A 26,612-nucleotide genomic window follows, 5' to 3' on the forward strand; every position below is an offset into this window, starting at 1 on the left:
TTGAGTGAATGAGCGACTAAGTGATCTGAATCCGACCACACAATCGCCCAATCGCTCATTCACTCAATGAAAATTTTTTGGCGTGCATGGAAAAGAGTTCATAGGCATCCCCCACCAGCTGCTCCGGCGACTCGAACATCCGGCGGACGATGTGGGCGGCGGCGGCCAGATCGGGCGGGGTCAGGCCAAAGGCTTCCACGCAGATAGGGCCCTGGTAATTGATTTCCTGGAGGGCGTTGAAAATGGCCGTGAAGTCCACCTGCCCGGAACCGGGGGTCGAGCGGTCGTTTTCCGAAATCTGCACATGGACCAGATACGGGGCGCAGCGGCGAATGGCTTCGGGCTGGTTTTTTTCCTCGATGTGCGCGTGGAAGGTGTCGTACATCAGGCGGCAGGCCGGATGGTCAACGGCCTCCACGTACCGGATCAGTTCATCGGCGCTGGTGAGGAAGTAGTTTTCAAACCGGTTGAGGTACTCCAGCCCCAGCACGATGCCCTGCCGGGCCGCATAGTCGGCCACCTGCCGCATGCCTTCCACCGAGCAGTTCCACTCCTGTTCAGTTGCCGGTTTGCCCGTAAACGTTTTGAAGCCCGAATGAAAAGGGCCGGTGAGCATGGACGCGCCGAGGGCCTTGGCGCTGTCGATGATCCGCTTCAGCCGCTCGACGGCCGCCTGCCGGACACTCGCCTCCGCACTGATGAGGCTGAACTCCGGTCCGCAGATCACACAGGCGACCCGGTCGAGTCCGACCGCATCGAGTTGCTTCCCGATCCGCTGCCACTTTGCCAGGTCGGTGTCCATCACGGGCACCTCCACAAAGTCATAGCCCGTATTTTTTAGAAAAGCGAACGTCTCCGACAGCTCTTCGTCCATCGTTGTTGTCCACAAAAACAGGTTTACCCCCAGCTTATTCATATATTTTCCTAAAAATGTCAAACAAATATATAGGTAAAGATAAAGGGGTTCTCGGCTTATTTTAGCGAAGATTGACTAAATATTGACAACTTATTGTAGAGCACAGCCTTTTTTGTGTCAATTTTAACCCATGAAGCAGGCATTACGCAAGGAACTGGAGACGTTTTCCGGTTCTTTCATCATCCGCAAGCTCACCGAGCCGCATTTCGACCCGAACTGGCACTTTCACCCGCACTTCCAGTTGTTTCTGGTCGTGCGCGGAACCGGCACGCGCTTCATTGGAGACTCCATTCGTCCTTTTTCGGAGGGGGAACTGGTGCTGCTGGGGCCCGACATTCCGCACCTGTGGCGCAGCGACCCGCCTTATTTCGAGCCTCACAGCCACCTGTTTACGGAGGGAATTGTGCTGTATTTTACCGACGATTTTCTGGGAAACGTGTTCCTCCAGAAGCCGGAAATGAGCGCCCTTCGGCAGTTGCTGGAGCATTCGCGCCGCGGCATGGAATGGCTGGGCCGGACGCGGGACTGGGCGACGGGCGAACTGAAGAAGCTGCTCTCGCTACCGCCCACCTTTGAACGGGTGCTGGCGCTTCTTTCGCTGCTGCACCGGCTTTCGCTTTCGTCGGACTACCGGTTCATCAGCAGCCAGGGCTACACCAACACGCATAAACCGTCGGAAACAAACCGGATGCAGGCGGTACACGATTACGTGCTGGCCCGGTACACCTCGACGATTCACCTGGAGGAAGTGGCGGCGCTCGTCGGGATGAGTCCTTCCGCGTTTTGCCGGTACTTCAAAGCCCGCGCCAACAAAACGTTTTCGGAGTTTGTGGGAGAAGTCCGGGTGGGACAGGCCTGCCGGTTGCTGCAGGAAGACAACCTCAACATCACCCAGATCAGTTACGAATGCGGCTTCCGGACCCTGTCCAATTTCAACCGCCAATTTCGCGAAATCACCGGACAAACGCCTTCGGAATACAAACGGCGATACCGGGATGTTTGAAATGATTGAATGTTGAATGTTGAATGACTGAATAGCTCCGCAAGTTCCTGACCTGCGGAGCTATTCAGTCATTCAATCATTCAACATTCAATCATTCCTACACCGTCTCCACCGGGCTGGGTTGGGCATCGTCGAGTTTGACGGGCTGGAAGCGCGGTACCAGCAGGTGCATGATCAGCCAGGCCGCCAGGTAAGCGGCGCCGCAGACGAAGAACATGATGTAATAGGCCGTTTCGATCTGACCAATTGAGCGGTAATACACGAACATGTTTTTCTGCACGAGCATCGACAGCAGAATCCCGCCGAGGGCTCCGAACATACCGCCAATGCCCGTTACCGAGGCCGTGGCCCGTTTAGGGAACATGTCGGATACGGTCGTGAAGATGTTGGCGCTCCAGGCCTGGTGCGCTGCCGCGGCCAGACCGATGACGCCCACCGCCAGCCACATGTTCACGCTGCCCAGTACCTGCGCCGCGATGATGGGGATGACCAGAAAAGCAAAAATCAGCATCGAGGTTTTCCGGGCTTTGAAGGCCGGCCAGTTCCGGTTCACGAAATACATCGGCAGCCAGCCGCCGCCCACGCTTCCGACCGTTGAAAGGGTGTACACCAGCGCCACGGGTAGGGCGATTTCTGTCGAAGACAGGCCGTACTGGCTTTGCAGGAAGTCGGGCAGCCAGAAGAGATAGAACCACCAGATCGGGTCGGTCAGCAGTTTCCCGATGGCAAACGCCCAGGTTTGTTTGAACGACAGCAGCCGGGACCACGACACATTGCCTCCTTCCTCGGCGGCGGCTTCCTCCTTGTTCTCCATGTCGGAGTTGATGTAGGCCAGTTCCTCCGGCGTCAGGCGGGCGGTTTTGGTCGGTACTTCATAAAAAATGAGCCAGAGCGCCAGCCAGACGAAGCCGATTACCCCGGTAATGATAAACGCCCACTGCCAGCCCATCGTGGCCGCAATGAACGGCACCGAAAGCGGGGCGACGATGGCCCCAAAGTTGGTACCCGAGTTAAAAATCCCCGTGGCCAGCGCCCGTTCCTTGCGGGGAAACCACTCGGCGACCGTTTTGATGGCCGAAGGAAAGTTCCCGGCTTCGGTCAGGCCCAGGGCCGACCGGACGACGATAAAGCCAAATACGTTGTTGACAAACGCGTGGGCGATGGCGGCCAGACTCCACAGGGTCGTCGAAACGGCGTAGCCTGTTTTTGTCCCCAGCCGGTCGATCACACTACCGGCAATCAGCATTCCGAAAGCGTAAAAAAGCTTGAAGGCGATCTCGATGTTGGTATAATCCGCGTCGTTCCAGTTCAGGTCTTCCGACAGCGTCGATTTCAGCAGACTGATGACTTGCCGATCGAGGTAATTGGTGGTGGTGGCGAAGAATACCAGACCGCAGATGGTCCACCGGTACCGGCCGATTGCCTTGTTCATACGGCTACAGGAGTAAAGGGTTTAAGGATGGTCAAAAGATTGGCGATACGGTCGCGCAGCGCCTCAGGGGTCAGGTCTCCGGCAAACAGCTGGGAGCCGATCCCAACCGCCGTAACCCCCGCCGAGAACCAGGCATTCAGACTTTCGGACGTAGGCTCCACCCCGCCGGTCACCATCAGCTGCAGGTGCGGCATGGGCGCCTTGATCGCCTTGATGAATCCTGGTCCCACGACGTTGCCGGGGAAGACTTTCACCACGTCCGCGCCGAGCTGGGTGGCGTTGTAGATTTCGTTCAGGGTCGTTCCTGCCGGAATCCAGGGAATGTTGCGGGAGCGGCAAAGCTCGCCGACGGCCGGACTCGTAACGGGCTGGACGACAAAATCGGCGCCCGCGTCAATAAAAGCGGCGGCGTCTTCCGGAGTTAGAATGGTACCGATACCGAGGGCCATGTCGGGACAGTGCCGGGAGACGTAAGCGGCCAGTTCCGAAAAAACAGAAAGGGCGGCGGCTCCGCGGTTGGTAAACTCGAAAACGCGCAGGCCGCCATCGTAACAGGCCTGCACGATCTGGGCTGCATAGGCAGCGTCAGCATGGTAAAAAACGGGCACAATGGGTGCCTGTCTGACAAGAGAATACAAATCGTTGGTCATTTACTTAGGGCTAAGAGGCGTTCGGTCACATCGGCTTCGGTTTGGGCCGTGGCGTCACCATACTCCTGTAATTTACCGAAAGCGGCCGCAGCAGCATAATCTACTACTTCCTGAGGCGTCCGGCCATTAAATAATCCGTAAATCAGCCCGGCCATGAAACAGTCTCCGCTGCCCACTTTGTCGACGACGGTTTCCGTCAGAAACTCCGGCGAAACGCAGTTCTGGTCGGTGGTATGCAGGGTGGCGTAGTAACGAATTCCCGTATTCGCGTAGTCGAACCGGAAGGTATTGGCAACCACTTTGCAGCGCGGGAAACGCGCCCGAATAGCGGCGGCCGTTTCGGCGGCGTGGGCGATGTATTCGGCGGGCTGGTCGGCGGCAATGAGCCGGTCGTTGAGCGGAATACCCAGCAGCGTGTGGGCCGCCCAGATATTGCCCATCACTAGATCGCAGTACTCGGCCAGCGCGGGCATGACCTCCACCGGTTTTTTGCCGTACTGCCAGAGCTTGGCCCGGTAATTCAGGTCGAGCGAAATGAAAATGCCCCGTTCGGAGGCGGCTTTCACCAGTTCGAGGCAGGCATCGGCTACGGCCTCATTCAGGGCCGGACTGATGGCGCTCAGGTGCAGCCACGAAACGCCGTCGAGGGCCTGGCTCCAGTCGACTTTGCCCGGTTCCAGTTCCGAAAAAGCCGAAAACGCCCGGTCGTAGATGACTCCGGCCGCCTTCAAATCCGTCCCCTGGGGAAGGTAATAACTGCCGATGCGGCTCCCGAAACGGTAGACGCCGCTGGCTTCAATGCCTTTCTGCTCAATGAATTCGATGACTTCGTCGGCCAGCGCATTCGACGGCAATACCGTGCTGTAGCGGACCGGGACGCCCCAGTTGGACAGCGCGGTCGCCACGTTCAGTTCGGCCCCGCCGATAAAAACGGGCATGGCGTTCTGCCGAATCCAGCCTCCGCCCAGTTCGGGGGAAAAACGGAGCAGCAGTTCGCCGAAAGAGAGTACTTTTTGCATGGTTTCGTTGGGAACGCCGATGACGCTAATCAGGCAAACGACATGGAAGACTCCATGTCAATTCGGCTGATCAGCGTCATCGGCATTCTATTTTTTACACGTTCACTTGCAGTTTTTGCACCTCCGAAAAGCCAAAATACGACTTTGCATTCCGGTAGCTGATGTCCTGCACGATGCCGCCCATCCATTCCATATCGTACGGCAGTTCGCCGTTTTCGATATCGTTGCCGAACAGGTTGCACAGAATCCGGCGGAAATATTCGTGACGCGGGTAGCTCAGGAAGCTGCGCGAATCGGTGAGCATACCGACAAAACGGCTCAGCAGACCCATGTTCGAGAGGGCGTTCATCTGCTTTTCCATGCCGTCTTTCTGGTCGAGGAACCACCAGCCGGAGCCAAACTGAACCTTACCCGCCACCGAGCCGTCGTTGAAGTTTCCGACCATCGTCGCCATCAGTTCGTTGTCGGCCGGATTCAGGTTATAGAGGACCGTCTTGGCGAGTTTGTCGTTGGTATCCAGCCGATTCAGGAATTTGGCCAGGGCCCGTCCCTGCGAGAAATCCCCGATGCTGTCCCAGCCCGTATCCGGGCCCAGCTGCCGCAGCATCCGGGAATTGTTGTTGCGCAGCGCCCCGAGGTGAAACTGCTGCGTCCAGCCTTTCGCCCAGTCCATTTCGGCCAGATAAACCAGCATGGCCGACTTGAACTTCAGCACTTCCTGCCCGTCGAGCGAGCGACCGGCGCGGACCTTGTCGAAGATGGCTTTTATTTCGGCTTCGGTATAGTCTTCAGCATAAATCTGCTCCAGCCCGTGGTCGGAGAGTTTGCCGCCCATCAAGGCAAAGTAATCGTGCCGCTGCTGCAGCGCCGCCATGAAGTCGTCGAACGAGCCGATCGAAACGCCCGAAGCGGCTTCCAGCTTGCCAACGTACTGGTTAAACGCGGCCGCGTCTTCCACCGCCATCGCTTTGTCCGGGCGGAAGGTGGGCAGCACCGAAATCTCGAATCCGTCCTCGGCGATTTTCTGGTGGTGTTCCAGCGAATCCGTCGGGTCGTCGGTCGTGCAGACCGTTTCCACGTTCATCCGGCGCAGCAGGTTCCGCACAGAAAAGTCGGGCGACTGCATCTGCTCGTTACACTGGTCGTAAATCCGCCGGGCCGATTTGCCGTTGAGCACTTCGGTCACGCTGAAATAGCGCTGGAGTTCGAGATGCGTCCAGTGAAAAAGCGGGTTCCGGACGGTGTAGGGCACGGTTTCGGCCCATTTTTGGAACTTGGCAAAATCGGACTGGTTGCCCGTGCAGTAGCTTTCGTCCACGCCGTTGGTCCGCATGGCCCGCCATTTATAGTGATCCCCGTAAAGCCAGATTTGCGTCAGGTTCTCGAAATGCCGGTCTTCGGCAATCTGATCGGGCGGCAGGTGGCAATGGTAATCGATGATCGGCATGGCCTTCGAGTACTCATGATAAAGTTGCCGGGCCGTATTGGTCTGGAGCAGAAAGTCTTCGTCTAAAAAGGGCTTCATAGCAAGTAGGATTTCATCAGCAGATCAGACCTTTCCCGTCACGGGGGCAGTTCTGTACCGGGGAAAGGCTGTTCTGCCTAAAATTTAACCAAGATATTTGTCTGACTATTTTTTACTGGACAGGGCCGCCGCGCCGTTGCCGGTCTGTTCGAGCAGCCATTTGGCGAGTTCTTTGCCCGCTTTGAAGTTCTCGTACCGGGCCGGAATGCGTCTGCCATCCACGTACTCGTTGTAGAGCCAGGGATCGCCGACGGCGAAAACGGTGCCTTTGCCGACTTTGGCTACGGCCATGATCACGTCGCCTTTTTCGCTCACGACGGCTTTGGCCGGGGCTTTCACCTCCACCGGCGCCAGTTCCTTGATGTAGACGGCCCGGGTCGTTTTGAAGATCGGATTATTGGCCGGAATGTTGACCAGCCCCTGCTCCCACTGCGTGCCCTGCACCATGTTCACGTTTTTGGGCAGAAACTGCATGCCGAACTGAGCCGCCAGCCGGTTGAAGTTCTTGTGCTCACAGTTGGAAGTGTCGTTGGCCATCAGCACCAGCACGCCGCCGTTTTTGACGTACTCCGTAATGGCCTTGATGTCGGCATCCGCCACGTAGTTCGGTTTGGCCGTTTCTTTCGGGGTGTCCGGGTCCACGATGATGTACACGTCGATGCCTTTGAGCGAAGCGGCCGTGGGGGCCGAGCCGACCGTTACCGTCTGCGCGCCGAGGTCGCGGAACGAGCCGCCCCAGAAGTAAAAGCCGGGATGCTGCCGGTCTTCCCAGGTGTAGTGAAACGGTTCCTGCTCGCCGTTGAAGCCTTTGCGGAACTCGCGGTTGAAGTAATTGTCAACGGCCACTTTCTTGCCTTTGCCAACGGCCTGCTCCGCCGCAATCTCCATCTCCACGCTCGCCATGATAAACGGCCCGACGCCTTTGAGATCGTCCTGCCGGATGGGTTCGCTCAGGTAGTACTCGTAGCTGCCGTCGCGGTACGGGTTGCCGCCCAGTCCGCTGACGCTCACCGTTTTTTCCAGGTGAATGTAGCCGTCCTTGTCGGTGCTGATGAAGTTTTTCAGCATGCCTTCGTAGCCGCGTTTGGCATTGGCCATCAGCGCGGAAGGCAGATAACCCAGGCGGACGCCTTTGGCGAGGGCGTACACAAACATGGCCGACCCGGAGGCTTCCAGGTAGTTGCCCTTACCGCCGATTTTGTCCGTCACCTGGTACCAGAGGCCCTCTTTCGGGTCCTGGTATTTCGCCACGGCGGGCATTATGCGTTGCAGAATGGCGACCACTTCGCCGCGGCGGGGGTGGTTCTGCGGGATGTAATCGAGCACATCGACCAGCGCCATCGCGTACCAGCCCATCGCCCGGCTCCAGAAGTTAGGCGACTTGCCCGTCTGTTTGTCGGCCCATTTCTGCTCCCGGCTTTCGTCCCAGCCGTGGTAGAGCAGGCCGGTTTTGGCATCCCGGGCGTGCTGTTCCATCCAGACAAACTGGTTGATGATGTCGTTGAAGTTCTCCGGCTGGTTGAAGAGCAGGCTGTATTCGGCGTAAAACGGCTCGCCCATGTACAGCCCGTCGAGCCACATCTGGTAAGGATACCGTTTTTTATGCCAGAAACCGCCCTCTTTCGTCCGCGGCTGCTTGGCCAGCTGCTCGCGGAGCAGATCGGCGGCCTTGCGGTATTTTTCCTTGTTCGGAAGGGTCTGCTGGTAGAGCATCAGCAGCGCCCGGCCCGGCGTCACGTGGTCGATGTTGAAATCTTCCTGTTTATAGGTCCGGATATGGCCATCGTTGCCGACGTACCGGTCCATTGTTTTCTTGATAAAATCGAAATAACGGGCGTCGCCGGTGCGGTACCAGACCTGTTCGAGGCCCCGGAACAGGACGCCGGTCTCGTACTCCCAGCGGGCGTCCTTGCCTTCTTTGGCGTAGGCCACCGAGTCCTTGTGGGTGTTCATGATCGAAGCGGCCATGCGCTGCGAGTAAGGCCCGGAACCGGATTGAGCAAACAGAAGAGACGGGACAAACAGAAGGGAAAAGGTACGTAGGAATCGGGTTTTCATCGAAGGCTGTATTTTGAGAAGGAAAGACTTTTTAACGCGGAAAGTACTTCCGGATAGACTGAATTTTTCCAACTTATCCTGAAAGATGGGACGAAAAGAAGAATCCATTGCAGGTTTTGGGCGACTTTTTTTATGCAATCGTTACCGGAAACGTTAACGGGATTTCTTTTCCGCCGGTCGGGGCGAATCCGGCCCGGAGCCGGGGCCGTTCGGGGAAAGCGCCCACGGTTTCCGGATTATTCCGTCAGGACAAATTTTTCGCATCGCCGTAGGGGGAAGCCACCGGACGCCTGTCTTAGGCCTGTAACCGAACAGTAAACAACCCATGACTTTCCGTCAACTTCTTCTGTCGGCCGCCCTGCTGGCTGCCCGGCCCGTTCATGCCCAGTCCCTGACCCAGACCGTCCGGGGCACCGTTCTCGACCAGAGCCTGCAAACGCCCATTCCGGGAGCGACCGTGGTCGTGCTGAATACCGAGCCGCTTCAGGGAGCGACCACCGACTCGGACGGCACCTTCCGCATCGGCGGCGTACGGGCCGGACGGCAGAGCTTCAGAATCTCGTTTGTCGGCTACAAAGACCGGGTTTTGTCCAACGTGGTGGTCGATACGGGCAAAGAACTCGTCCTGTCGATTCAGTTGGAGGAGACCATGATTCAGATGGCCGAAGTCAACGTGCGGCCGACTATCGAGAAAGACAAGCCGCTGAACGACATGGCGACCGTCAGCGCCCGCACCTTTTCGGTGGAGGAAACGCAGAAGTTTGCCGCGGCCGTCAACGACCCCGGCCGTATGGCCACGGCCTTTGCCGGGGTGGTGGGAGCCGACGATGGCGGCAACCAGATTGTCATTCGGGGCAACTCGCCCAACGGCCTCCTCTGGCGCATGGAAGGCGTCGAAATTCCCAATCCGAACCACTTCTCGGGCCTGGGTACGGCGGGCGGCGGCATCTCCATCCTGAGCGCCCAGCTGCTGGCCAATTCCGACTTTATGACCGGGGCGTTTCCGGCGGAGTACGGCAACGCGCTGTCGGGGGTGTTCGACCTGCGGCTCCGGAAGGGCAACAACGCCAAAGCGGAACACACCATCCAGGCCGGGGTGCTGGGGCTGGACGTTTCCAGCGAAGGGCCTTTTTCCAAACATTACAAAGGGTCTTACCTCTTCAATTACCGCTATTCGACGCTCGGCATTCTGTCCAAAATCGGGGTTCCGGTCGGGTCGGGCCTGCAGGTGTTTCAGGACCTTTCGTTCAACGTATACCTGCCGACGAACAAACTCGGGAACTTCACTGTCTTTGGTTTCGGCGGCCTGAGCAGCGACGGCATCGCGGCGAAAAAAGACTCTTCGGCCTGGGAGTCCGACTTTGACCGCTATACCGACAAGTTTATCTCGAACACCGGCGCGGCGGGCGTCACCCATTCGCTGAACCTGAACCGTCGGGCGTTCCTGCGGACGGTGGTGCTGGCTTCGGGCTTCCGCCAGGGCTACCGCAGCGAATATTTTGACGAACAATACCGTGCCAGCGAACGCACCAACGAATCGTTTACCGTGCAGAAGCGGATCATTTCCTCGACGCTGACCTATAAATTCAATCCGAAACATACCCTCCGGGCGGGCCTCATCGGGGCGCAGCTGAGCTACGATCTGAATCGCAAAGGCTGGGATGAGGACCTCGACCGGCAGGTTCAGCAGGTCCGGACGAATAACCAGACGTACACCCTGCAATCGTTCGCACAATGGAACTACCGGCCGACCGAACAGCTGACCTTCAACGCCGGGCTGCACTACCTGGGCCTGTCGCTGAACAATGCGCAGGCGCTGGAGCCGCGTGGGTCGGTGCGCTGGGCATTTACGCCGAAACAGTCGCTGAGTCTGGGGTATGGCCTGCACAGCCAGATGCAGAACATCGCCACCTACTTTGTCCAGATTCCCGGCTCTACTGACTTGGAAGGTTCACCGAATCAGAATCTGAAGTTTACCAAATCGCACCACCTCGTGCTCGGGTACGACTGGCTCCTCAACGACCACCTGCGCGTCAAGGCGGAAACCTACTACCAGTCGCTGTTCAATATTCCGATCAGTGCCGACAAACGGGACGCGTTTGCCCTGGTCAACAGCTTCGACGGGCTGGTCTTCGATCCGCTGACGAACCGGGGCCGCGGCCGGAACTACGGCGCAGAACTGACGCTCGAACAGTTCATGCACAACGGCCTGTATTTCCTCTGGTCTTCGTCGGTGTACGAATCGAAATACAAAGGCTCGGACAACATCTGGCGGGATACCCGCTTCAACGGCAACTTCGCGACCAGTTTTCTGGCCGGGAAAGAAATCACGACGGGCGAAACGGGGCTTTTCCGCCGGAGCATCATCGGCCTGAACCTGAAGCTGAGCTATTACGGCGGTTACCGGACCACGCCCATCGACGTGGCCGCCTCGCAGGAAAAAGGCGAAACGGTGTACATCGACCGGCTGACCTTCAGCGAGCAGCTGCCCGATTATTTCCGGACGGACGTTCGGTTTAGTTGGAAAAAGAACCGCCCGCAATCCACCCGCACCTGGTCGCTCGACATCCAGAACGTGTCCAACCGGCAGAATGTGTACGGGCGGTATTTTGATGCCAAATCCGGCTCCGTCAAAACCTTTTACGGCGTACCGCTTATTCCCGTGCTGAGCTACCGGGTCGCCTGGTAACGGTTCCCCCGCCCGCCGATACCGACCGGTTAGCCTGTGAGGTATCGGCGGTGCCATAACATTCCGGCAAACACCGGGTTGCATTAAGAAACCAAACACACAACGTTATGCAGGCCCAGACATTACAGCCGACGGAGCTGAGCACGCTGAAGGAAAAAATCAAGGACATCCGGATCGCCATGATGACCACGCAGGAGACGGACGGCGATTTCCACAGCCGCCCGATGGCTACCCACGACCTCGACCCCGACGGCTCGATGTGGTTTTTCACTTACAACGACTCCAACAAGGTAGATGAAATTTCCCGCAACAACCGCGTCAGTCTGACGTTCACGGACCAGGCTTCGGAAACTTACGTAGCCACCTCCGGAACTGCCGAGGTCGTGCACGACAAACAGAAAATCGACCAGCTCTGGAAAGACTTCCTGAAAACCTGGTTTCCCGGCGGCAAAGACGACCCGCGCATCACCCTCATCAAGGTCAGGACGCATCAGGGCGAATTCTGGGACCGTCCGGGCGGCAAGATGATGACGATTTTCGAAATGGTAAAAGGCGCCGTCACCGGCCAGCCGGATACGAGCGGGCGGAATGAGAAGTTTGGCGAAGAGGCGAAGTAGTTGAATGACTGAATTTTGAATGATTGATAGGTTGAATGGCTTCGCAGCGGAATTACGGCGAAGCCTAATCATCCAGTCAATCATTCAAAATTCAATCATTTAATTTCCCGATTGTCCTGCTCCGGCTGGGGCCTGAGCACGTGCACGTCGAGCATGGCGAGCGGGCGGGCGAGGTACTCGCGGATGAGCGTACGGATGGAGTAGCCGTCGGGCACGTCCTGGGCGGAAAAGGCAATCGCTTCGATGCCCTCATTGTTGCCGATGTACAGGGCCCGGGCGTTGTGGAAATTTTGGGAGACGATGGTAATCTTGTCCTGATTAAAGACCTCCTTACAGCGAACAATGGAGTCGAAGGTCCGGAAGCCGGCATAATCCAGCGTCATCACCTCTTCGGGCACGCCCCGTTTCAGCAGGGCTTTTTTCATGTCCACCGGCTCGTTGTAATACTCCGAGTCGTTGTTGCCGCTGAGGATGATGTATTTGATTTTTCCTTCTTTAAAAAGCCGGGCCGTGGCATCCATCCGGTACCGGAAAAACAGGTTTTCCTTCCCGCTTTTGACGTATTTGCTGGTCCCCAGCACGAGGGCTACATCGTTGGAAGGCAGCTCGTTGATATCGAAATAAATCTGTCTCCGGGTAGAGTACACAACCCACCAGTTGCAGAGCAGTACCAGCAGCAATCCCAGAAAACCTGCGGCAATACCCAGCTTAATGACGCGTTTCAGACGCATCATCACAAGGCGGCGTTTCAGGTTTCCGGGGTAGTCGCCGGGTTGCCGGGCGGTCATGTACTCCATCGGATTCATAACATGGCTGACGAACTGGTTTTGGGTTAAAGTATTAGGGGTTGAGTTTATAGTTTATGGTTTATAGTTGTTCCCAGACTACAAACTATGAACACTAAACTATAAACTCAAAACCTAAATCCCTTCAAAAATTTACTTAGGAAAACAGATCGAGCTGTTTTACGCCTATAGACTCAATCGGCGTCGGTTCCGTCACTTCCACTTCCGGCTCCGGCTCCGGAACGCTCAGGCTGGCCGCGGGTTCGGCGGGCTGCTCGTCGGGTCCCTCCTCCGCCTGTCTGGGTTCCAGCACCCGGGCTTCCTTCACCCGGGCAAAGGTAAGCGGCTTGCCCTGCGCCTTCATGCCCCGCACATCGATGAACACGTCCGGCTCCAGAACCATTTTCTCAACCGGGCTACGGTCTTTTTCCTGGTAGGACAGTTCAATGCGCGGGTGTTTGTCCGTAGAAACGGCCACCAGCTTCGACCCTTTGGCATCGCCGATAAAGCTGAATTTCGTCTCGATTGTCTTGGTCTCGATCCGGAACCGCTTGACGAACCACATTTTTTTGAGTGCATCAAAATACACCGCCGAGATCACTTTTTCCGGATCGAATTTCTCGATAATCTCGATGTTATTCGGTTCGTAGTGATTGATGAGGCTGTAGTTGGTCAGCTCGTATTGTCCCGACTTGAACAGCACCAGAATCGTATCGCCGTTGTCGAAGTTGCCCAGATAACGGCCCCGCTCGTCGCGGTTGAGCCGGCCCAGGTGCTCGTCGTACCAGATGTCCATACCCCCCAGCGTCGAGACGCCGCCCGACTTCTGCACTATCTTACGAACCGGGTATTTGGTCAGGATGTTTCCCTGTGCCGACCGATTCTTAATAGCTACAGACGCAAAGTTGAAGTCAAACTGTTTCACCTTGGCCGAACTTTGTGCCGTCAGGTTCACCGTCAGCACCTCGGCCTCGCCGTTGTCGTTGGCCGTAAACCAAAGCACTTTCGATTTGGGGTTGCCCATCGTCAGGTCGTATTCCCGGTCGCGCGTCACGGCGGTCACGTTGAAACGCTTCACCATCGAAATGCCCGATTTGGCGTCGAGATACACCAGGTTGTAAACCTTCCGCTCGTCGTTCTTCTTGAAAACCGAGCAGTAAATGATGTCCTTGCCGACAAACGTCTTTTCCTGAATCTTCGTCACCAGGCATTTGCCATCGCGGCGGAACACGATGATGTCGTCGATGTCCGAGCAGTCCGACACAAACTCTTCCTTCTTAAGGCCGTAGCCGATAAAGCCGTTTTCGCGGTCCACGTACAGTTTCTGGTTGGCCGCCGCGACGATGTTGGCCGCGATGGTCCCGAAGGCCCGGATTTCCGTTTTCCGTTCCCGGCCTTTGCCGTACTTCTTGATCAGGTCGCGGAAGTACGCGATGGCGTAGCGGGTCAGGTTGGACAGGTTGTCTTCCACCTCGGCCAGTTCTTCCTGCAGCCGCCGCATCAGTTCCTCGGCCTTGAAGGTGTCGTATTTCGAAATCCGTTTGATCCGGATTTCGGTCAGGCGAATCAGGTCGTCTTGCGTGATCTCGCGGTAGAACTGCTTTTTAAACTTCGTCAGCGCCTTGTCGATGGTTTCCAGCACCGCCTCGAAGGTTTCACACTCTTCGATTTTCCGGTAAATCCGGTTTTCGATGAAGATTTTTTCGAGCGAACTGTACAGCAGTTTCTCCATCAGTTCTCCCTTCCGGATCTGCAATTCCCGTTCCAGCAGCCGGACGGTCTGTTCGGTGCAGGTGCGCAGAATTTCGGAAACCGAAACAAAGTGCGGCTTATCGGCGATGATGACGCAGGCGTTGGGCGAAATCGACACTTCGCATTCCGTGAAGGCGTACAGGGCATCGATGGTGATGTCCGGCGAAACGCCCGGCGCGAGGTGCACGTGGATTTCCACGTCCTTCGACGTCAGGTCCTCCACCTTCTTGATTTTGATCTTCCCGTCGTCGTTGGCCTTGATGATCGAGTCCTTGACGGAAGTCGTGGTGGTGCCGAACGGAATCTCCCGGATCACCAGCGTCTTTTTGTCCAGTTCCTCAATCCGGGCGCGAACGCGGACCTTGCCGCCGCGCAGGCCGTCGTTGTAATTGGACGCGTCCATCTGCCCGCCCGTCGGGAAGTCCGGATAAAGCTCAAACGGCTTGTCTTTCAGAACGTTGATCGACGCTTCGAGCAGTTCGTTGAAATTATGCGGCAGCACTTTGGTCGAAAGGCCGACGGCGATTCCTTCGACGCCCATCGCCAGCAGGAGCGGGAATTTGACCGGAAGCGTAATGGGTTCCTTCTTGCGGCCGTCGTAGGAAAGCTGCCATTCGGTCGTCTGCGGATTGAAAACGACCTCGTTGCCGAACTTGGAAAGCCGGACTTCGATGTAACGCGGCGCCGCGGCCCCGTCGCCGGTCCGGATGTCGCCCCAGTTACCCTGAATATCGAAGAGCAGATTTTTCTGCCCCATCGTGACCATGGCGTCGCCGATGGAGGCATCGCCGTGGGGGTGATACTGCATGGTGGCCCCGATCACGTTGGCCACTTTGTTGAAGCGCCCGTCGTCCATCTCCCGCAGGGCGTGCAGAATACGGCGCTGCACGGGCTTCAGCCCGTCTTCGACGGCCGGCACGGCCCGCTCCAGGATAACGTACGAGGCGTAATCTAAAAACCAGTTTTCGTACAAGCCCGACACAACGGTCTGGTCGTGCAGGGTCTCTTCGTTGTCGTGTGTTTTGTCGGAATCAGTGGGCTCCAGAATTTCGCTCATGGGTCCTGTTTACGAATGACAGATAAGCAGGGAAAGCGGGGCAAAAAGCGCCCTGTTCACCCTGCGGAAACTCCCTAAAGTTACAACATTGTCGCCAGAAAAACACGCTTTTTTCTGGCATAAACCGGGATTTTTCGGCTCAGTCATAGATTTCCTTCCGGTCGCCTATTTTGATTACCAAAACAAGCAACTGCTCGTCCCGAATGGTATAGATAACCCGGTAGTCACCCACGCGGATGCGGTAGAGAGTGCTCACACCATTCAGTTTTTTGCAACCCGGCGGGCGGGGTTGCCGGGCCAGAGCGTCGATTGCTTTGGCAATACGTCGGCGCGTTTCGGGCTGGACTGCCCCCAGAAATTTAAGGGCCGTTTTCTCGATAACGACGGTGTACTCTTTCATGTGGCAATCGGTGGGTTATGCGTGGGGAGATTAAATATCCAGACCGAGGGTTTTGCGGGCCTCCTCCCAGGGAATGAAGTTTTCCGGATTGGCTAACCTCTTCTCCGCCTCCAGGACGTCGAAATGGTCCTCCAGTTCCTGAAACCGCTTTAGCTCTTCCATCGAAATAATGGCCGCAATTTCTTTACCCTGCCGCGTGATGATGACCGGGTCGTGGCCGAACGCCGCCTTGCTGATGATGTCCGAAAACTGTTTGCGGGCTTCCTGTGCGCTTACGGTTGTCATGGCTTTTCGCTCTTTTTTTACAAAACTAACATTCTGTACAGTTTGTACCGTTCTCTTTACCCCTAAATATCTTGGCCGCTGTTTTTCTTTTTCGTAGTTTCAACAAAGTTTCCCCAACCGCAGTTTTGGAGACGAAACCCCAACACCACACCTCTTTTTATGAATTGCCTCACCGTCCTGAACGACAACCCGTTGTTCGATACCGTTCCGGATGACCAGCTTACCTGGCTCGTCGACCGGGGCGAATGCCGGGATTTTCCGGCCGATACGATTCTTTACCAGCCCGGCGACCCCGTCGACCATCTGTTCATTCTTCTGGAAGGCCGTTTTCAGATGTACACGCTCCAGGCCGGGCAGCAGCACGAACTCGGTATCTGGGAGGCCGGGAGCCTTTCGGGCGTGCTGCCCTTTTCCCGCATGAAAGAATCGGCCACCTTCTGGAAAACGCTGGAACCCGCCGCCGCCCTCCTGCTCCACCGCGACCACTTCCGGGAAATGATCCAGACGCAGTACGAACTGACCGAAGTGCTGGTGCACCAGATGACGACCCGCGTCCGGGAATACACCCGCCAGATGCAGCAGAACGAAAAGATGATTTCGCTCGGACGATTGTCGGCAGGACTGGCGCACGAACTCAACAACCCCGTGGCCGCCATCGTCCGCAGCGTCGGGACCCTCAAAGAACACCTGCACGCCACGCCCGAACAGTTCAAGAAAGTCCTGACGCTGCAACTGGAACCGGAAAAGGTGGACGAAATTCAGACCTTGCTTTTCGAGAAAATCCGGCAGCGCGGCCAGAGCGCCCGGCTCTCGCTGCTGGAAAAAAGCAGCCGGGAAGACGACCTGACCGACTGGCTCGACGACCACGACGTTCCGGGCGCGACCAGCCTGGCCGAAAATCTGACCGAAGCGGGGTTCTCGCCCGACGACCTGGACACCATCGCCCGCATCACCTCGCCCGACAGTCTGCCGACCGTGCTCAACTGGCTCTGCAACAACCTGATGACCGAAGCGCTCGTCAACGAGATCACCGACGCCTCCGGCCGCATCGCCACGCTCATCGGCGCCATCAAGTCCTACACGCACATGGACCGCGGCATCGGCAAGGACTGCATCCAGATTCGGGAAGGGCTGGAAAGTACGCTGACGCTGCTCAAGCACAAACTAAAGACCAAAAACATCCGGGTGGCCCTGGATATGCACCCGGACCTGCCCGCCGTCGAAGCGTTCCCCAGCGAACTGAACCAGGTCTGGACCAATCTGGCCGACAACGCCATCGACGCCATGCCCGAAGGGGGTCAGCTCACGATCTCGGCCCAGCCCGACCGGGAGTTCGTCGATGTCCGCTTCGTGGACAACGGCTCCGGCATCCCCGCCGACATCAAGGACCGCATTTTCGACCCGTTTTTCACGACGAAGGAAATCGGCAAAGGCACCGGCCTCGGCCTCGACATCGTGCAGTCCATCATCGACCATCACCACGGAAAAATCTACGTAGATTCCCGACCGGGAAGGACCGAGTTCAAGGTGTGCCTTCCGGTAAAAATGAATGATTGAATTTTGAATAATTGATAGGTTGACTCCGCTCATTCTGGCACTGCGAAGCCAACCTATCAATCATTCAAAATTCAATCATTCAAAATTCTTCCCCTATGAAACAACCTATCATTCTCGCCATTGACGACGACGAGCCGGTGTTGCAGGCGCTGCGGCGGGACCTGCGGCAGCAATACCGGCAGGACTATCGCGTGATCGCCACCACGTCGGCCCACGAAGCCCTCGAAACCCTGACCGAGCTGAAGCGCCGCAAGGAGGCGCTCGCCCTGCTGGTGTCGGACCAGCGGATGCCCGAAATGCTGGGTGTGGATTTTCTGGCCCAGGCCCGCAAGCTCTTTCCCGAAGCCAAAACCGTGCTGCTGACGGCCTATTCGGATATTGAAGCCGCCATCCGGGCCATCAACGATGTGCAGTTGGATTACTACCTGACCAAGCCCTGGAACCCGCCGGAAGAAAAACTGTTTCCGGTGCTGGACGAACTGCTGTCGGACTGGCAGATGCACTACCGGCCCAGTTTCGAAGGCATGCAGCTGGTAGGGTATCAGTTTTCGCCCCAGACCCACGATTTGAAGGATTTTCTGTCGGGCAATCTGTTTCCGTATCAGTGGCTCGACGTCGAATCCTCTAAAAAGGCAAAGGAACTGGTGGAGGTTAACGGCCTCACCCCGGCGGACCTGCCGGCGGTGGTGCTGGAAGACGGCTCCGTGCTCAAACGCCCCACTCTTTCGCAACTGGGCGAACGGCTGGGCTTTTCGCCCAAGGCGTCGGCCTCGCTGTATGACCTTGCCATTATCGGGGCCGGTCCGGCCGGGCTGGCCGCCGCCGTGTATGGCGGGTCGGAAGGACTCAAGACAATCCTGATCGACAAGCGCGCGCCCGGCGGGCAGGCGGGCACCAGTTCCCGCATCGAAAATTATCTCGGCTTCCCCAACGGCCTCAGCGGTGCCGAACTGACCCGCCGGGCCATCACCCAGGCGACCCGGTTCGGCGTGGAATTTCTGGCCCCACAGGAGGTCACGTCCATCAAGTCGGAGGGGCAGTACAAACGGATTCATCTGGCCGACGGCGGCGAGGTCATGGCCCGGAGCATCCTGCTCAGTACGGGCGTTTCGTACCACAAGCTCGACAACCCGAGTCTGGAGCGGTTTACCGGCGCGGGGGTCTACTACGGGGCCGCCACCGTCGAGGCGTTTGCCTTCAAGGACAAGCCGGTGTTTGTCGTCGGCGGCGGCAATTCGGCCGGTCAGGCGGCCATGTACCTGTCGCGGACCGCTTCGGAAGTTTCTATTTTGATCCGCCGGGCGGACCTGTCCGAGACGATGTCGCAGTACCTCATCGACCAGATTAACAACACGCCCAACATCCGGGTGATGCCGTTTACGGAGGTGGAGGAAGCACTCGGCGACGAACGGCTGGCCTGCCTGGTTTTGCGAAATACCCAGTCGGGCGAAACAACTAAAGTCCCGGCCTGCGGGTTATTCATTTTTATCGGCACCAAGCCCTTGACGGACTGGATCGAACTGAACATCATCCGGGACCCGAAAGGCTTCATCGAAACCGGCCGCAATCTGGTGAATTACGACGATTACACCCGTACCTGGAAACTCGACCGCGAACCGTACCTGCTGGAAACCTGTAGTCCGGGCATTTTTGCGGCGGGCGACGTGCGGGCCGGTGCCATGAACCGCGTGGCCTCCGCCGTGGGCGAAGGGGCGATGGCGGTCAGTTTTGTTCATAAATACCTTGCAGAAACCTGATGCTCACCCAAATTAGCTTATCCACCCAATTCAGAAACGTTCGACAGCATACGGAGGCCATCTGCCGCCCGCTGCAAACCGAAGATTATGTCGTTCAGCCCGTGGTCGATGTCAGCCCGCCGAAATGGCACCTGGGGCATACGACCTGGTTCTGGGAAGAGTTTGTTCTCAAACCTCACGTCCGCTCGTACCGCCTCTTTCACGACGATTTCAGCTTTGTGTTCAACAGCTATTATGAAACCGTCGGAAAACGGGTTTTCCGCGCCGACCGGGGCAACATGACCCGCCCGACCGTCGAAGAGGTGTACCGCTACCGGACCTACGTGGACCAGCACCTGATTGATTTTCTGGAAAACGCCGACCCTTCGCCGGAACTGGAGGCGCTCATTCAGCTCGGCCTGAACCACGAACAGCAGCATCAGGAACTGCTCGTTACGGACATCAAATACATTCTGGGGCATAACCCCCTGTTTCCGACCGCCGCCCTTCCGTTGCAGTGGGACGAACACCGGGCGGCTTCGCCGGAGCCCCTGCTCATTCCCGAAGGGGTTTATTCCGTCGGTTATGCCGGGGACGGCTTCTGTTTTGACAATGAACTGGGCCGCCACAAGGTGTATCTGAACGACTATGCCCTGCGCCCGGCGCTCGTCACCAATGCCGACTACCTCGACTTCCTGGAAGCGGGCGGCTACCGGAATTTCCGGTACTGGCTTTCCGACGGCTGGGCCTGGGTGAACCAGCACGGCATCAGCGCCCCGATGTACTGGCACCAGATCGACGGGCAATGGTGGCACTACACTTTCGACGGATTGCAGCCCGTGGTGCCCGACGAGCCGGTTTGCCACGTCAGCTACTACGAAGCCGATGCCTTCGCCCGCTGGCAGGGCTCCCGGCTGCCGACCGAAGCCGAATGGGAAGTAGCGCAGCCGTACCTGAACTGGGGTCGCCGCTGGGAGTGGACGGCCTCGGCCTACCTGCCCTACCCCGGCTTCCAGACCGCCGAAGGAGCCGTTGGGGAGTACAACGGCAAGTTTATGGTGAACCAGATGGTACTCCGCGGAGCCTCGATCGCCACGCCGGAAGGCCATTCCCGACCGACCTACCGCAATTTTTTTCCGCCCGACAAACGGTGGCAGTTTATGGGAATCCGGACGGTTTTTAACGAATAATGAAACGCGGCGTACCGCAATGAATAATTAATGATGAATAATGAACAATTGGTGGGCAATGAGGTGGCGGAGGCGGTGCGGGAAGGATTGAGCCAGTCACCCCGGCGATTGCCTTCGTGGCTTCTGTACGATACCGAAGGCAGCCGGCTCTTTGCCCAGATCATGCACCTGCCGGAATACTACCTGACCCGTTCGGAATTTGAAATTTTCGCTCAGTACAAAGAAGATTTCGCCCGGCTGTTTTCCCCCGGCGGCGAACCGTTTGAACTGATTGAACTAGGTCCCGGCGACGGTCTCAAAACGAAAGTGCTGCTCCGGCATTTTGTGGAGCAGAACCTGCCTTTCTCGTACATTCCGGTCGATATTTCGGAAGATGCGCTCAACCAGCTTGCGGCGGCGCTCCAGTTGCAGTGGCCGGGGCTGGACGTGCGTCCGCAGCACGACGATTATTTCAGAGCGCTCGCCCTGCTGTCGGAAGAGTACACCCGAAAAGTGGTCCTTTTTCTGGGGTCGAACATCGGCAACTACGCCTGGGACGAAATCCATGAGTTTTACCACCAGCTTTCCCGGCGCCTCCGTCCGGGCGATCTGGTCGTGACGGGGTTTGATCTGCAGAAACATCCGGCCGTGATTCAGGCGGCCTATACCGATTCGGCGGGGCTGACCCGGGCCTTCAACCTCAACCTGCTCCGGCGCCTGAACCGGGAACTGGACGCCACGTTTGACCTGTCGGCCTGGGATCATTACGAAACCTACAATCCCGAGACCGGCGAGGCCCGGAGTTATCTGGTGAGCCAGAAGGCCCAGACCGTGCGGTTCGGGGCGCTCGACTGGGAAGTGACGTTTCCGTACGCCGACCTGATTCACACAGAAATTAGCCGGAAATTCAGGGCGGAGGAAATTAACAGGCTGGCCGCACAAACGGGGTTTGCGGTTAAAGAATGGAAAACCGACTGCAAAGGGTATTTCGCCGACGTCGTTTTCGAGCGGTTGCACACGGAGTAAGCGGCCCGTCAGTCCACGCTGGCCGACTCGATGACATCGAGTAATTCGCTGATCATCATGGCCGTAGCCCCCCAAACATTAAAGCCCTGGAGGTGGTAATGCGGCGCGTCGATGGTCACTCCGCGGACTTCGATGCGGCTCTGGCCGATGATGGTGCTGTCCATGAGTTCATCCAGCCGGACCTCCACCACGCGGTCCACCTCGCGGGGGTCCGGGTAAAAATCCGGTTTGCAGGACATCGCCGCCACGACCGGCAGGACAAAAAAATTGCTCGGCGGAATGTAGAGTTCGGTCAGTTTGCCCAGCACCTGCACATCTGACACCCGGATGCCGATTTCCTCCTGCGCCTCCCGCAAAGCCGTCCGGATGAGGTTCTCGTCGGTCCGTTCCATCCGTCCGCCCGGAAACGCCATCTGGCCCGCATGCACGCCATCGTACAGGGGCCGCAGGATCAGCGGCAGGTAAATGGAACCCTGATACGGATAAAACAGAATCAGGACGGCACTGCGGCGGGTACGCTCGTTGGGCTGCAGCATGGCCCGCAGGCGCGAGGCCGAAGCCATTTTCCGGTGCGATTCGACACCGGGAAGGGGCTGCTGCAGGCGGCGGGCCAGGTTTTGTCGGAAGGTATGGAAATCGGTGTCGGTCATAGAGTCAATGGCGGCTGGTGTCGAGGCCGCAGATCAAACGTATTTGATCCCATCGTTTAATAATAGTCAATGCTCCGCACCAACGCCGGTCCGGGCTGAACGCCATTCGGTTTAACCTGTTTTTTCTCAATCCAGTTTCCATACCGGTCGTAGCGATACTGGTAAACCGATTGCTCAGAAACCGGCCGGGTATACGTGTTTTCCTCCCATTTATCGCCTGTCCGATTCCGGGAAACGGACTTCAGAATAGCTTTCGTGGTCAGGTCTTCTTCGTTCACATGCTCACTCCCCAACTGCCCCTGCCGGTCAAAAGACTGAGAAGTAACGGTACGGGTCGTTTTGCCATAAACAATTCCTTTACGTACGACCAACCGGCCGCCGTGGATTTCTTCCTGCTTCACTAATCGTCCCTGCGTATCGTATTCGTTCCGGTAACGGACCGTATCAGTGGCCCAGACGGTGCCCTGTTTTTCCCGGGCCAGCCGCAGGCTGTCCTCGCGGCGGTTCAGGGTTGCCAGTGCCTGTCGTATTTCCGGCGTCATGGCCGTATCGCCCGGAGTGACTTCGCCCATAAATTTCTGCAAATCCTTCGCCGAAAACCGCGCCGGTCGGAAACCGAACTCAAACTGACGATTCGTCCGCGTCACGTGCATCGTCGGGTTGCCCCGGCGGTCCCACTGGCGCACCACCTCCTGGACAAGCACCGTATCGTTCGTGAATTCACGCTTGTGGTAAATGCCCTTCGCTGAATCGACCCGCACCTCCGAGCGCCGGTTCACGGGCTGCCCCATGATGATTCGTCTGTCTTCTACGGTCAGCACGTTCGTCGCCGGATTGAACCGGTACGTCATCGCGCCGGACGTGGAGGCCATCCTGCCCGACTGAAACGGTTCGTCCCGCACTGTCTCCACCTGCCCGGCCGCGTCATAGGTGTAATGAACGGCCTGATGGGGCTGGTTGAAATCGTCGCGCTGGATTCGGGTCAGCAGCAGTCCGGCCCGGTTGTATTCTTCCGTATAATTCTGTCCGCTGTAACCGTCCAGCCAGTCGGCCCGGCGGTTGCTCAGCGGCGACTGCACCTGCGTCGCCCGCCGGACGGGGCCTTTCAGCCTGTGATGCTGCGGCTTCGGCCGACGGTCGCGGACCGCCCACTGCGCGTGCAGCAGCAAGGGCGTTCCGAATATAAACAACAGCGTGACGATGACGTTCTTCAGCCTCATTGAATTACAAATTTCCGTATTGAGCGGCCAGCCGTTCCGCGCATTTCTCTCCGTCCATCGCCGCCGAAACAATGCCGCCGGCATACCCCGCCCCTTCGCCGCAGGGATAAAACCGTTTGACGACGGGGTGCTCCAGCGAGAGCGGGTCGCGGGGAATGCGCACGGGCGAAGACGTCCGGCTTTCGGTGCCGATCAGCTGCGCCTCGTTGGTCACGTACCCCCGCATCATCTGTCCAAACTGCGCCAGTCCGAGCCGCAGCGGCGCGGCGATGGCCTCGGGCAGCACCTCGAACATATCCACCGAACGCAGACCCGGCTGGTAAGACGTCGGCAGCAGACTGGCCGAAACGCGCCCGCCCACAAAATCGGCCACACGTTGGGCCGGGGCCGTCTGGGACGGTTCGCCGCTGGCCAGACTCCCCATTCGGCAGGCCCGCTGTTCTACCTCTTTCTGGTATTGCAGGCCCGCCAGCGGTCCCCATTCGCGGAAGGGCTTCAGGTCCGCATCGTTCACCGCCACCACCAGTCCCGAGTTGGCAAAGCGGGAGTCGCGGCGGGAAGGCGACATGCCGTTCACCACCAGTTCGCCCGGAGCCGTGGCCGCCGGGACGATAAACCCGCCCGGGCACATGCAGAAGGAAAACACGCCCCGTTCGACGCCCCGGTGGCGGGTCTGGGTCACCAGACTGTAGGCCGCCGCCGGGAGGTAATCGCCCCGACCCGCGGCGTTTTTCGGCAAATGGTACTGAAGCTGGTCGATGAGCGCCTGCTGGTGCTCGATCCGGACGCCCATCGCAAAAGGCTTGTATTCGATTAAAATACTTTTCCGGTGTAACAGCTCGAATACATCCCGGGCCGAGTGGCCGGTAGCCAGAATAACGCCCAGCCCGGTCAGCTCGCGGCCGTCGCCGGTGACGACGCCCTTCAGTTCGCCGACTTCGACCAGAAAATCAACGACTTTGGTATCGAAGTGAATTTCGCCGCCTGCCCCAAGAATGCTCTCGCGGAGGTCGGCCACGACGTTGGGTAATTTGTTGGTGCCGATATGCGGGTGGGCATCGACCAGAATGTCTTCGGTGGCGCCGTGGGCCACCAGAATTTCCAGAATCCGGCGGACGTCGCCGCGTTTTTTGGAACGGGTGTAAAGCTTTCCATCAGAATAGGTGCCGGCCCCGCCTTCGCCAAAGCAGTAATTGGATTCGGGGTTGACGACATGGTCCTTGTTGATGGCAGCCAGGTCGCGGCGGCGTTTGCGGACATCACTGCCCCGTTCGATCACGATGGGTTTGATGCCCAGTTCGACCAGCCGGAGGGCGGCAAAAAGTCCGGCCGGACCCGCCCCGACCACAATCGCCTGGGGAGCTTTACTGACATTCGGGTAGGCTTTCCGGTAGGCAATGCGGGGAGTAGGTTCCTGCCCGACGAACACTTCGGCCTCGACATGGACTTTGACCTGTCGGCCGCGGGCGTCGATGGACTGACGTACTTTGCGCACGACGGGCTGCTCGGTCGGCGGCACCTGTACCCGACGGCAAACCTCCTGGAAAAATAAGGTATCGTCGAACGCCACGGCGGGCTCGACGGTCATGGTAATCGACTGATGCATGGATGCTGGTAGGGTAGCTAGCCCTAAACAGTTAGTTGAAAGACAAAAATACGGAATATGACGAAAGTCAGGGACACTTTTTAGCCCTTTCCTTTGAAATATCCCCGTTGGTCAACATCTTGGGCGGCGAACCGGTTCGTATATTTCCGGGCTTTATATCCCCGGGCTTTAGCCCGGAAAGCTTTTTAAAGCTCAACCGTTCAAGCTCCTGTTTCCGGATTGGCCGAAACCAGGCAGAAACCGGCGCCTCCTCATCAACACACGCACCCGTACGGGCTAAAGCCCGTTGATATTTTATGGATTTTTACTGCATCGACGACCTTCTGAACGACGAACACAAACTGGTTCGCACCTCCATCCGGGATTTTGTAACCCGCGAAATCCGTCCTATCATCGAAGAACACGCCCAGCGCGCCGAGTTTCCGGCGTTCATTGTTCCCAAATTCGGCGAGATCGGCGCTTTTGGCCCAACCATCCCGACCGAATACGGCGGCGGCGGGCTGGATTACATTTCCTACGGACTCATGATGCAGGAAATCGAACGCGGCGACTCCGGCATGCGGTCCACGGTGTCGGTACAGAGTTCGCTGGTGATGTGGCCGATTTTTGCCTATGGCTCGGAAGAACAGAAGCGAAAATACCTGCCCGGCCTCGCCAGCGGCCAACTGCTCGGGTGTTTTGGGCTGACCGAACCCAACCACGGCTCCAATCCGGGCGGCATGGAAACCACCTTTACCGAGCACAGCGACCACTACCTGCTCAACGGCTCGAAGCTGTGGATTACCAACTCCCCGCTGGCCGACCTCGCCGTGGTCTGGGCGCGAAACGAACAGGGCAAGGTGCGCGGGCTGATTGTCGAACGCGGCATGGAAGGCTTCACCACGCCCGAAATCGGCAACAAATGGTCGCTGCGGGCCAGCGTGACCGGCGAACTGGTTTTTCAGGATGTGCGGGTGCCCAAAGAAAACCTGCTGCCCGGCGTCGAAGGTCTGAAAGGTCCGCTTTCCTGCCTTGATCAGGCCCGGTACGGCATCGCCTGGGGGGCCGTCGGGGCGGCGCTCGACTGTTTCGAATCGGCGCGGCAGTACTCGCTGGAGCGTCAGCAGTTTGGGAAGCCCATCGCCTCTTTTCAACTGGTCCAGAAGAAACTGGCCGAAATGCTGACGGAAATCACGAAAGCGCAGCTTCTTTGCTGGCGGCTGGGTGTGCTCAAAAACGAAGGCCGGGCGACTACGGCCCAAATCTCCCTCGCCAAACGCAACAACGTGGAAATGGCCCTGAACATCGCCCGCGAAGCCCGGCAGATTCACGGCGGCATGGGCATCACCGGCGATTACCCCATCATGCGCCACCTGATGAACCTCGAATCCGTCATCACCTACGAAGGCACCCACGACATCCACCTCCTCATCCTGGGCAACGAGATTACAGGAATTCAAGCGTTTAAGTGAGTTAAAAAT

Annotated in this window: 21 protein-coding genes; 8 read left to right on the forward strand and 13 right to left on the reverse strand. The window is 57.9% G+C overall.

The genetic code is table 11. The features are described from left to right. Nucleotides 1–55: 55 nt before the first annotated feature. Nucleotides 56–916, reverse strand: a complete 861-nt coding sequence (locus ORG26_RS00615; RefSeq protein ID WP_266366371.1) for a sugar phosphate isomerase/epimerase family protein — start codon at nucleotides 914–916, stop codon at nucleotides 56–58. A gap of 130 nt (nucleotides 917–1,046) precedes the next feature. Here ORG26_RS00615 and ORG26_RS00620 point away from each other — a divergent pair, with 130 nt between their 5' ends. Then, nucleotides 1,047–1,919: an AraC family transcriptional regulator gene (locus tag ORG26_RS00620; protein WP_266366372.1), complete on the forward strand. Its 873-nt coding sequence runs from the start codon at nucleotides 1,047–1,049 to the stop codon at nucleotides 1,917–1,919. A gap of 97 nt (nucleotides 1,920–2,016) precedes the next feature. Here the strand turns inward: ORG26_RS00620 and ORG26_RS00625 are convergent, their stop codons facing one another. The 5 genes from ORG26_RS00625 to ORG26_RS00645 form a co-directional block, all read right to left on the reverse strand. Then, a complete protein-coding gene (locus tag ORG26_RS00625) occupies nucleotides 2,017–3,351 on the reverse strand; it encodes an MFS transporter (protein ID WP_266366373.1) in 1,335 nt (444 codons plus the stop codon). Then, on the reverse strand, nucleotides 3,348–4,001 hold the full coding sequence (locus tag ORG26_RS00630) for a beta/alpha barrel domain-containing protein (RefSeq protein WP_266366374.1): 654 nt from the start codon (nucleotides 3,999–4,001) through the stop codon (nucleotides 3,348–3,350). Before ORG26_RS00630 ends, ORG26_RS00625 begins: the two co-directional genes overlap by 4 nt. Continuing rightward, on the reverse strand, nucleotides 3,998–5,020 hold the full coding sequence (locus ORG26_RS00635; RefSeq protein ID WP_266366375.1) for a PfkB family carbohydrate kinase: 1,023 nt from the start codon (nucleotides 5,018–5,020) through the stop codon (nucleotides 3,998–4,000). The genes ORG26_RS00630 and ORG26_RS00635 overlap by 4 nt, the downstream gene beginning before the upstream one ends. A gap of 94 nt (nucleotides 5,021–5,114) precedes the next feature. Continuing rightward, nucleotides 5,115–6,545: a glucuronate isomerase gene (gene uxaC, locus ORG26_RS00640; RefSeq protein WP_266366376.1), complete on the reverse strand. Its 1,431-nt coding sequence runs from the start codon at nucleotides 6,543–6,545 to the stop codon at nucleotides 5,115–5,117. Between the two features lie 105 nt (nucleotides 6,546–6,650). Beyond that, entirely contained in the window at nucleotides 6,651–8,603 is a 1,953-nt protein-coding gene (locus tag ORG26_RS00645) for a glycoside hydrolase family 88 protein (protein ID WP_266366377.1), read from the reverse strand. A gap of 325 nt (nucleotides 8,604–8,928) precedes the next feature. On the opposite strand from ORG26_RS00645, the gene ORG26_RS00650 reads away from it, so the two are divergent. Both ORG26_RS00650 and ORG26_RS00655 read left to right on the forward strand, forming a co-directional pair. Continuing rightward, nucleotides 8,929–11,292, forward strand: a complete 2,364-nt coding sequence (locus ORG26_RS00650; protein ID WP_266366378.1) for a TonB-dependent receptor — start codon at nucleotides 8,929–8,931, stop codon at nucleotides 11,290–11,292. Nucleotides 11,293–11,399: 107 nt separating this feature from the next. Beyond that, nucleotides 11,400–11,909: a pyridoxamine 5'-phosphate oxidase family protein gene (locus ORG26_RS00655; protein ID WP_266366379.1), complete on the forward strand. Its 510-nt coding sequence runs from the start codon at nucleotides 11,400–11,402 to the stop codon at nucleotides 11,907–11,909. A 95-nt stretch (nucleotides 11,910–12,004) separates the two neighbouring features. Here ORG26_RS00655 and ORG26_RS00660 read toward each other — a convergent pair whose 3' ends face one another. The 4 genes from ORG26_RS00660 to ORG26_RS00675 all read right to left on the reverse strand — a co-directional run bounded on the left by ORG26_RS00660 (nucleotide 12,005) and on the right by ORG26_RS00675 (nucleotide 16,188). Beyond that, nucleotides 12,005–12,715 carry a SanA/YdcF family protein gene (locus tag ORG26_RS00660; RefSeq protein WP_323134329.1) on the reverse strand — a complete coding sequence of 237 codons (711 nt, stop codon included), beginning with the start codon at nucleotides 12,713–12,715 and terminating at the stop codon, nucleotides 12,005–12,007. Between the two features lie 136 nt (nucleotides 12,716–12,851). Then, nucleotides 12,852–15,503, reverse strand: a complete 2,652-nt coding sequence (locus ORG26_RS00665) for a DNA gyrase/topoisomerase IV subunit A (protein WP_266366380.1) — start codon at nucleotides 15,501–15,503, stop codon at nucleotides 12,852–12,854. 139 nt (nucleotides 15,504–15,642) lie between these two features. Continuing rightward, complete coding sequence (locus ORG26_RS00670) at nucleotides 15,643–15,903, reverse strand: type II toxin-antitoxin system RelE family toxin (protein WP_266366381.1); 261 nt, start codon at nucleotides 15,901–15,903, stop codon at nucleotides 15,643–15,645. A gap of 30 nt (nucleotides 15,904–15,933) precedes the next feature. Further along, nucleotides 15,934–16,188, reverse strand: coding sequence for a type II toxin-antitoxin system Phd/YefM family antitoxin (locus tag ORG26_RS00675; protein WP_266366383.1), 255 nt, complete (start codon nucleotides 16,186–16,188; stop codon nucleotides 15,934–15,936). Nucleotides 16,189–16,347: 159 nt separating this feature from the next. On the opposite strand from ORG26_RS00675, the gene ORG26_RS00680 reads away from it, so the two are divergent. The 4 genes from ORG26_RS00680 (at nucleotide 16,348) to ORG26_RS00695 (ending at nucleotide 21,676) form a co-directional block, all read left to right on the forward strand. Beyond that, nucleotides 16,348–17,745, forward strand: coding sequence for an ATP-binding protein (locus tag ORG26_RS00680; protein ID WP_266366386.1), 1,398 nt, complete (start codon nucleotides 16,348–16,350; stop codon nucleotides 17,743–17,745). Between the two features lie 95 nt (nucleotides 17,746–17,840). Further along, nucleotides 17,841–19,502, forward strand: a complete 1,662-nt coding sequence (locus tag ORG26_RS00685) for an NAD(P)/FAD-dependent oxidoreductase (RefSeq protein ID WP_266366388.1) — start codon at nucleotides 17,841–17,843, stop codon at nucleotides 19,500–19,502. Continuing rightward, nucleotides 19,502–20,671 (forward strand): ergothioneine biosynthesis protein EgtB, encoded by a 1,170-nt coding sequence (gene egtB / locus ORG26_RS00690; RefSeq protein WP_266366390.1) that lies wholly within the window; start codon nucleotides 19,502–19,504, stop codon nucleotides 20,669–20,671. The genes ORG26_RS00685 and egtB overlap by 1 nt, the downstream gene beginning before the upstream one ends. A 30-nt stretch (nucleotides 20,672–20,701) precedes the next feature. After that, on the forward strand, nucleotides 20,702–21,676 hold the full coding sequence (locus ORG26_RS00695; RefSeq protein ID WP_266366392.1) for an L-histidine N(alpha)-methyltransferase: 975 nt from the start codon (nucleotides 20,702–20,704) through the stop codon (nucleotides 21,674–21,676). Between the two features lie 8 nt (nucleotides 21,677–21,684). Here the strand turns inward: ORG26_RS00695 and ORG26_RS00700 are convergent, their stop codons facing one another. From ORG26_RS00700 to ORG26_RS00710, 3 genes are read right to left on the reverse strand one after another with little or no spacing between them, the layout of a single operon-like run. Next, nucleotides 21,685–22,326: an NUDIX hydrolase gene (locus ORG26_RS00700; protein ID WP_266366394.1), complete on the reverse strand. Its 642-nt coding sequence runs from the start codon at nucleotides 22,324–22,326 to the stop codon at nucleotides 21,685–21,687. Between the two features lie 56 nt (nucleotides 22,327–22,382). Beyond that, on the reverse strand, nucleotides 22,383–23,546 hold the full coding sequence (locus ORG26_RS00705) for a hypothetical protein (RefSeq protein WP_266366396.1): 1,164 nt from the start codon (nucleotides 23,544–23,546) through the stop codon (nucleotides 22,383–22,385). A gap of 4 nt (nucleotides 23,547–23,550) precedes the next feature. Continuing rightward, entirely contained in the window at nucleotides 23,551–25,152 is a 1,602-nt protein-coding gene (locus ORG26_RS00710) for an NAD(P)/FAD-dependent oxidoreductase (protein WP_266366398.1), read from the reverse strand. Between the two features lie 296 nt (nucleotides 25,153–25,448). Between ORG26_RS00710 and ORG26_RS00715 the strand changes: the two genes are divergently transcribed. Next, on the forward strand, nucleotides 25,449–26,603 hold the full coding sequence (locus ORG26_RS00715) for an acyl-CoA dehydrogenase family protein (RefSeq protein WP_266366400.1): 1,155 nt from the start codon (nucleotides 25,449–25,451) through the stop codon (nucleotides 26,601–26,603). The last annotated feature ends 9 nt before the right edge of the window (nucleotides 26,604–26,612 follow it).

It is taken from the genome of Tellurirhabdus rosea (assembly GCF_026278345.1).
Lineage (GTDB): Bacteria > Bacteroidota > Bacteroidia > Cytophagales > Spirosomataceae > Tellurirhabdus > Tellurirhabdus rosea.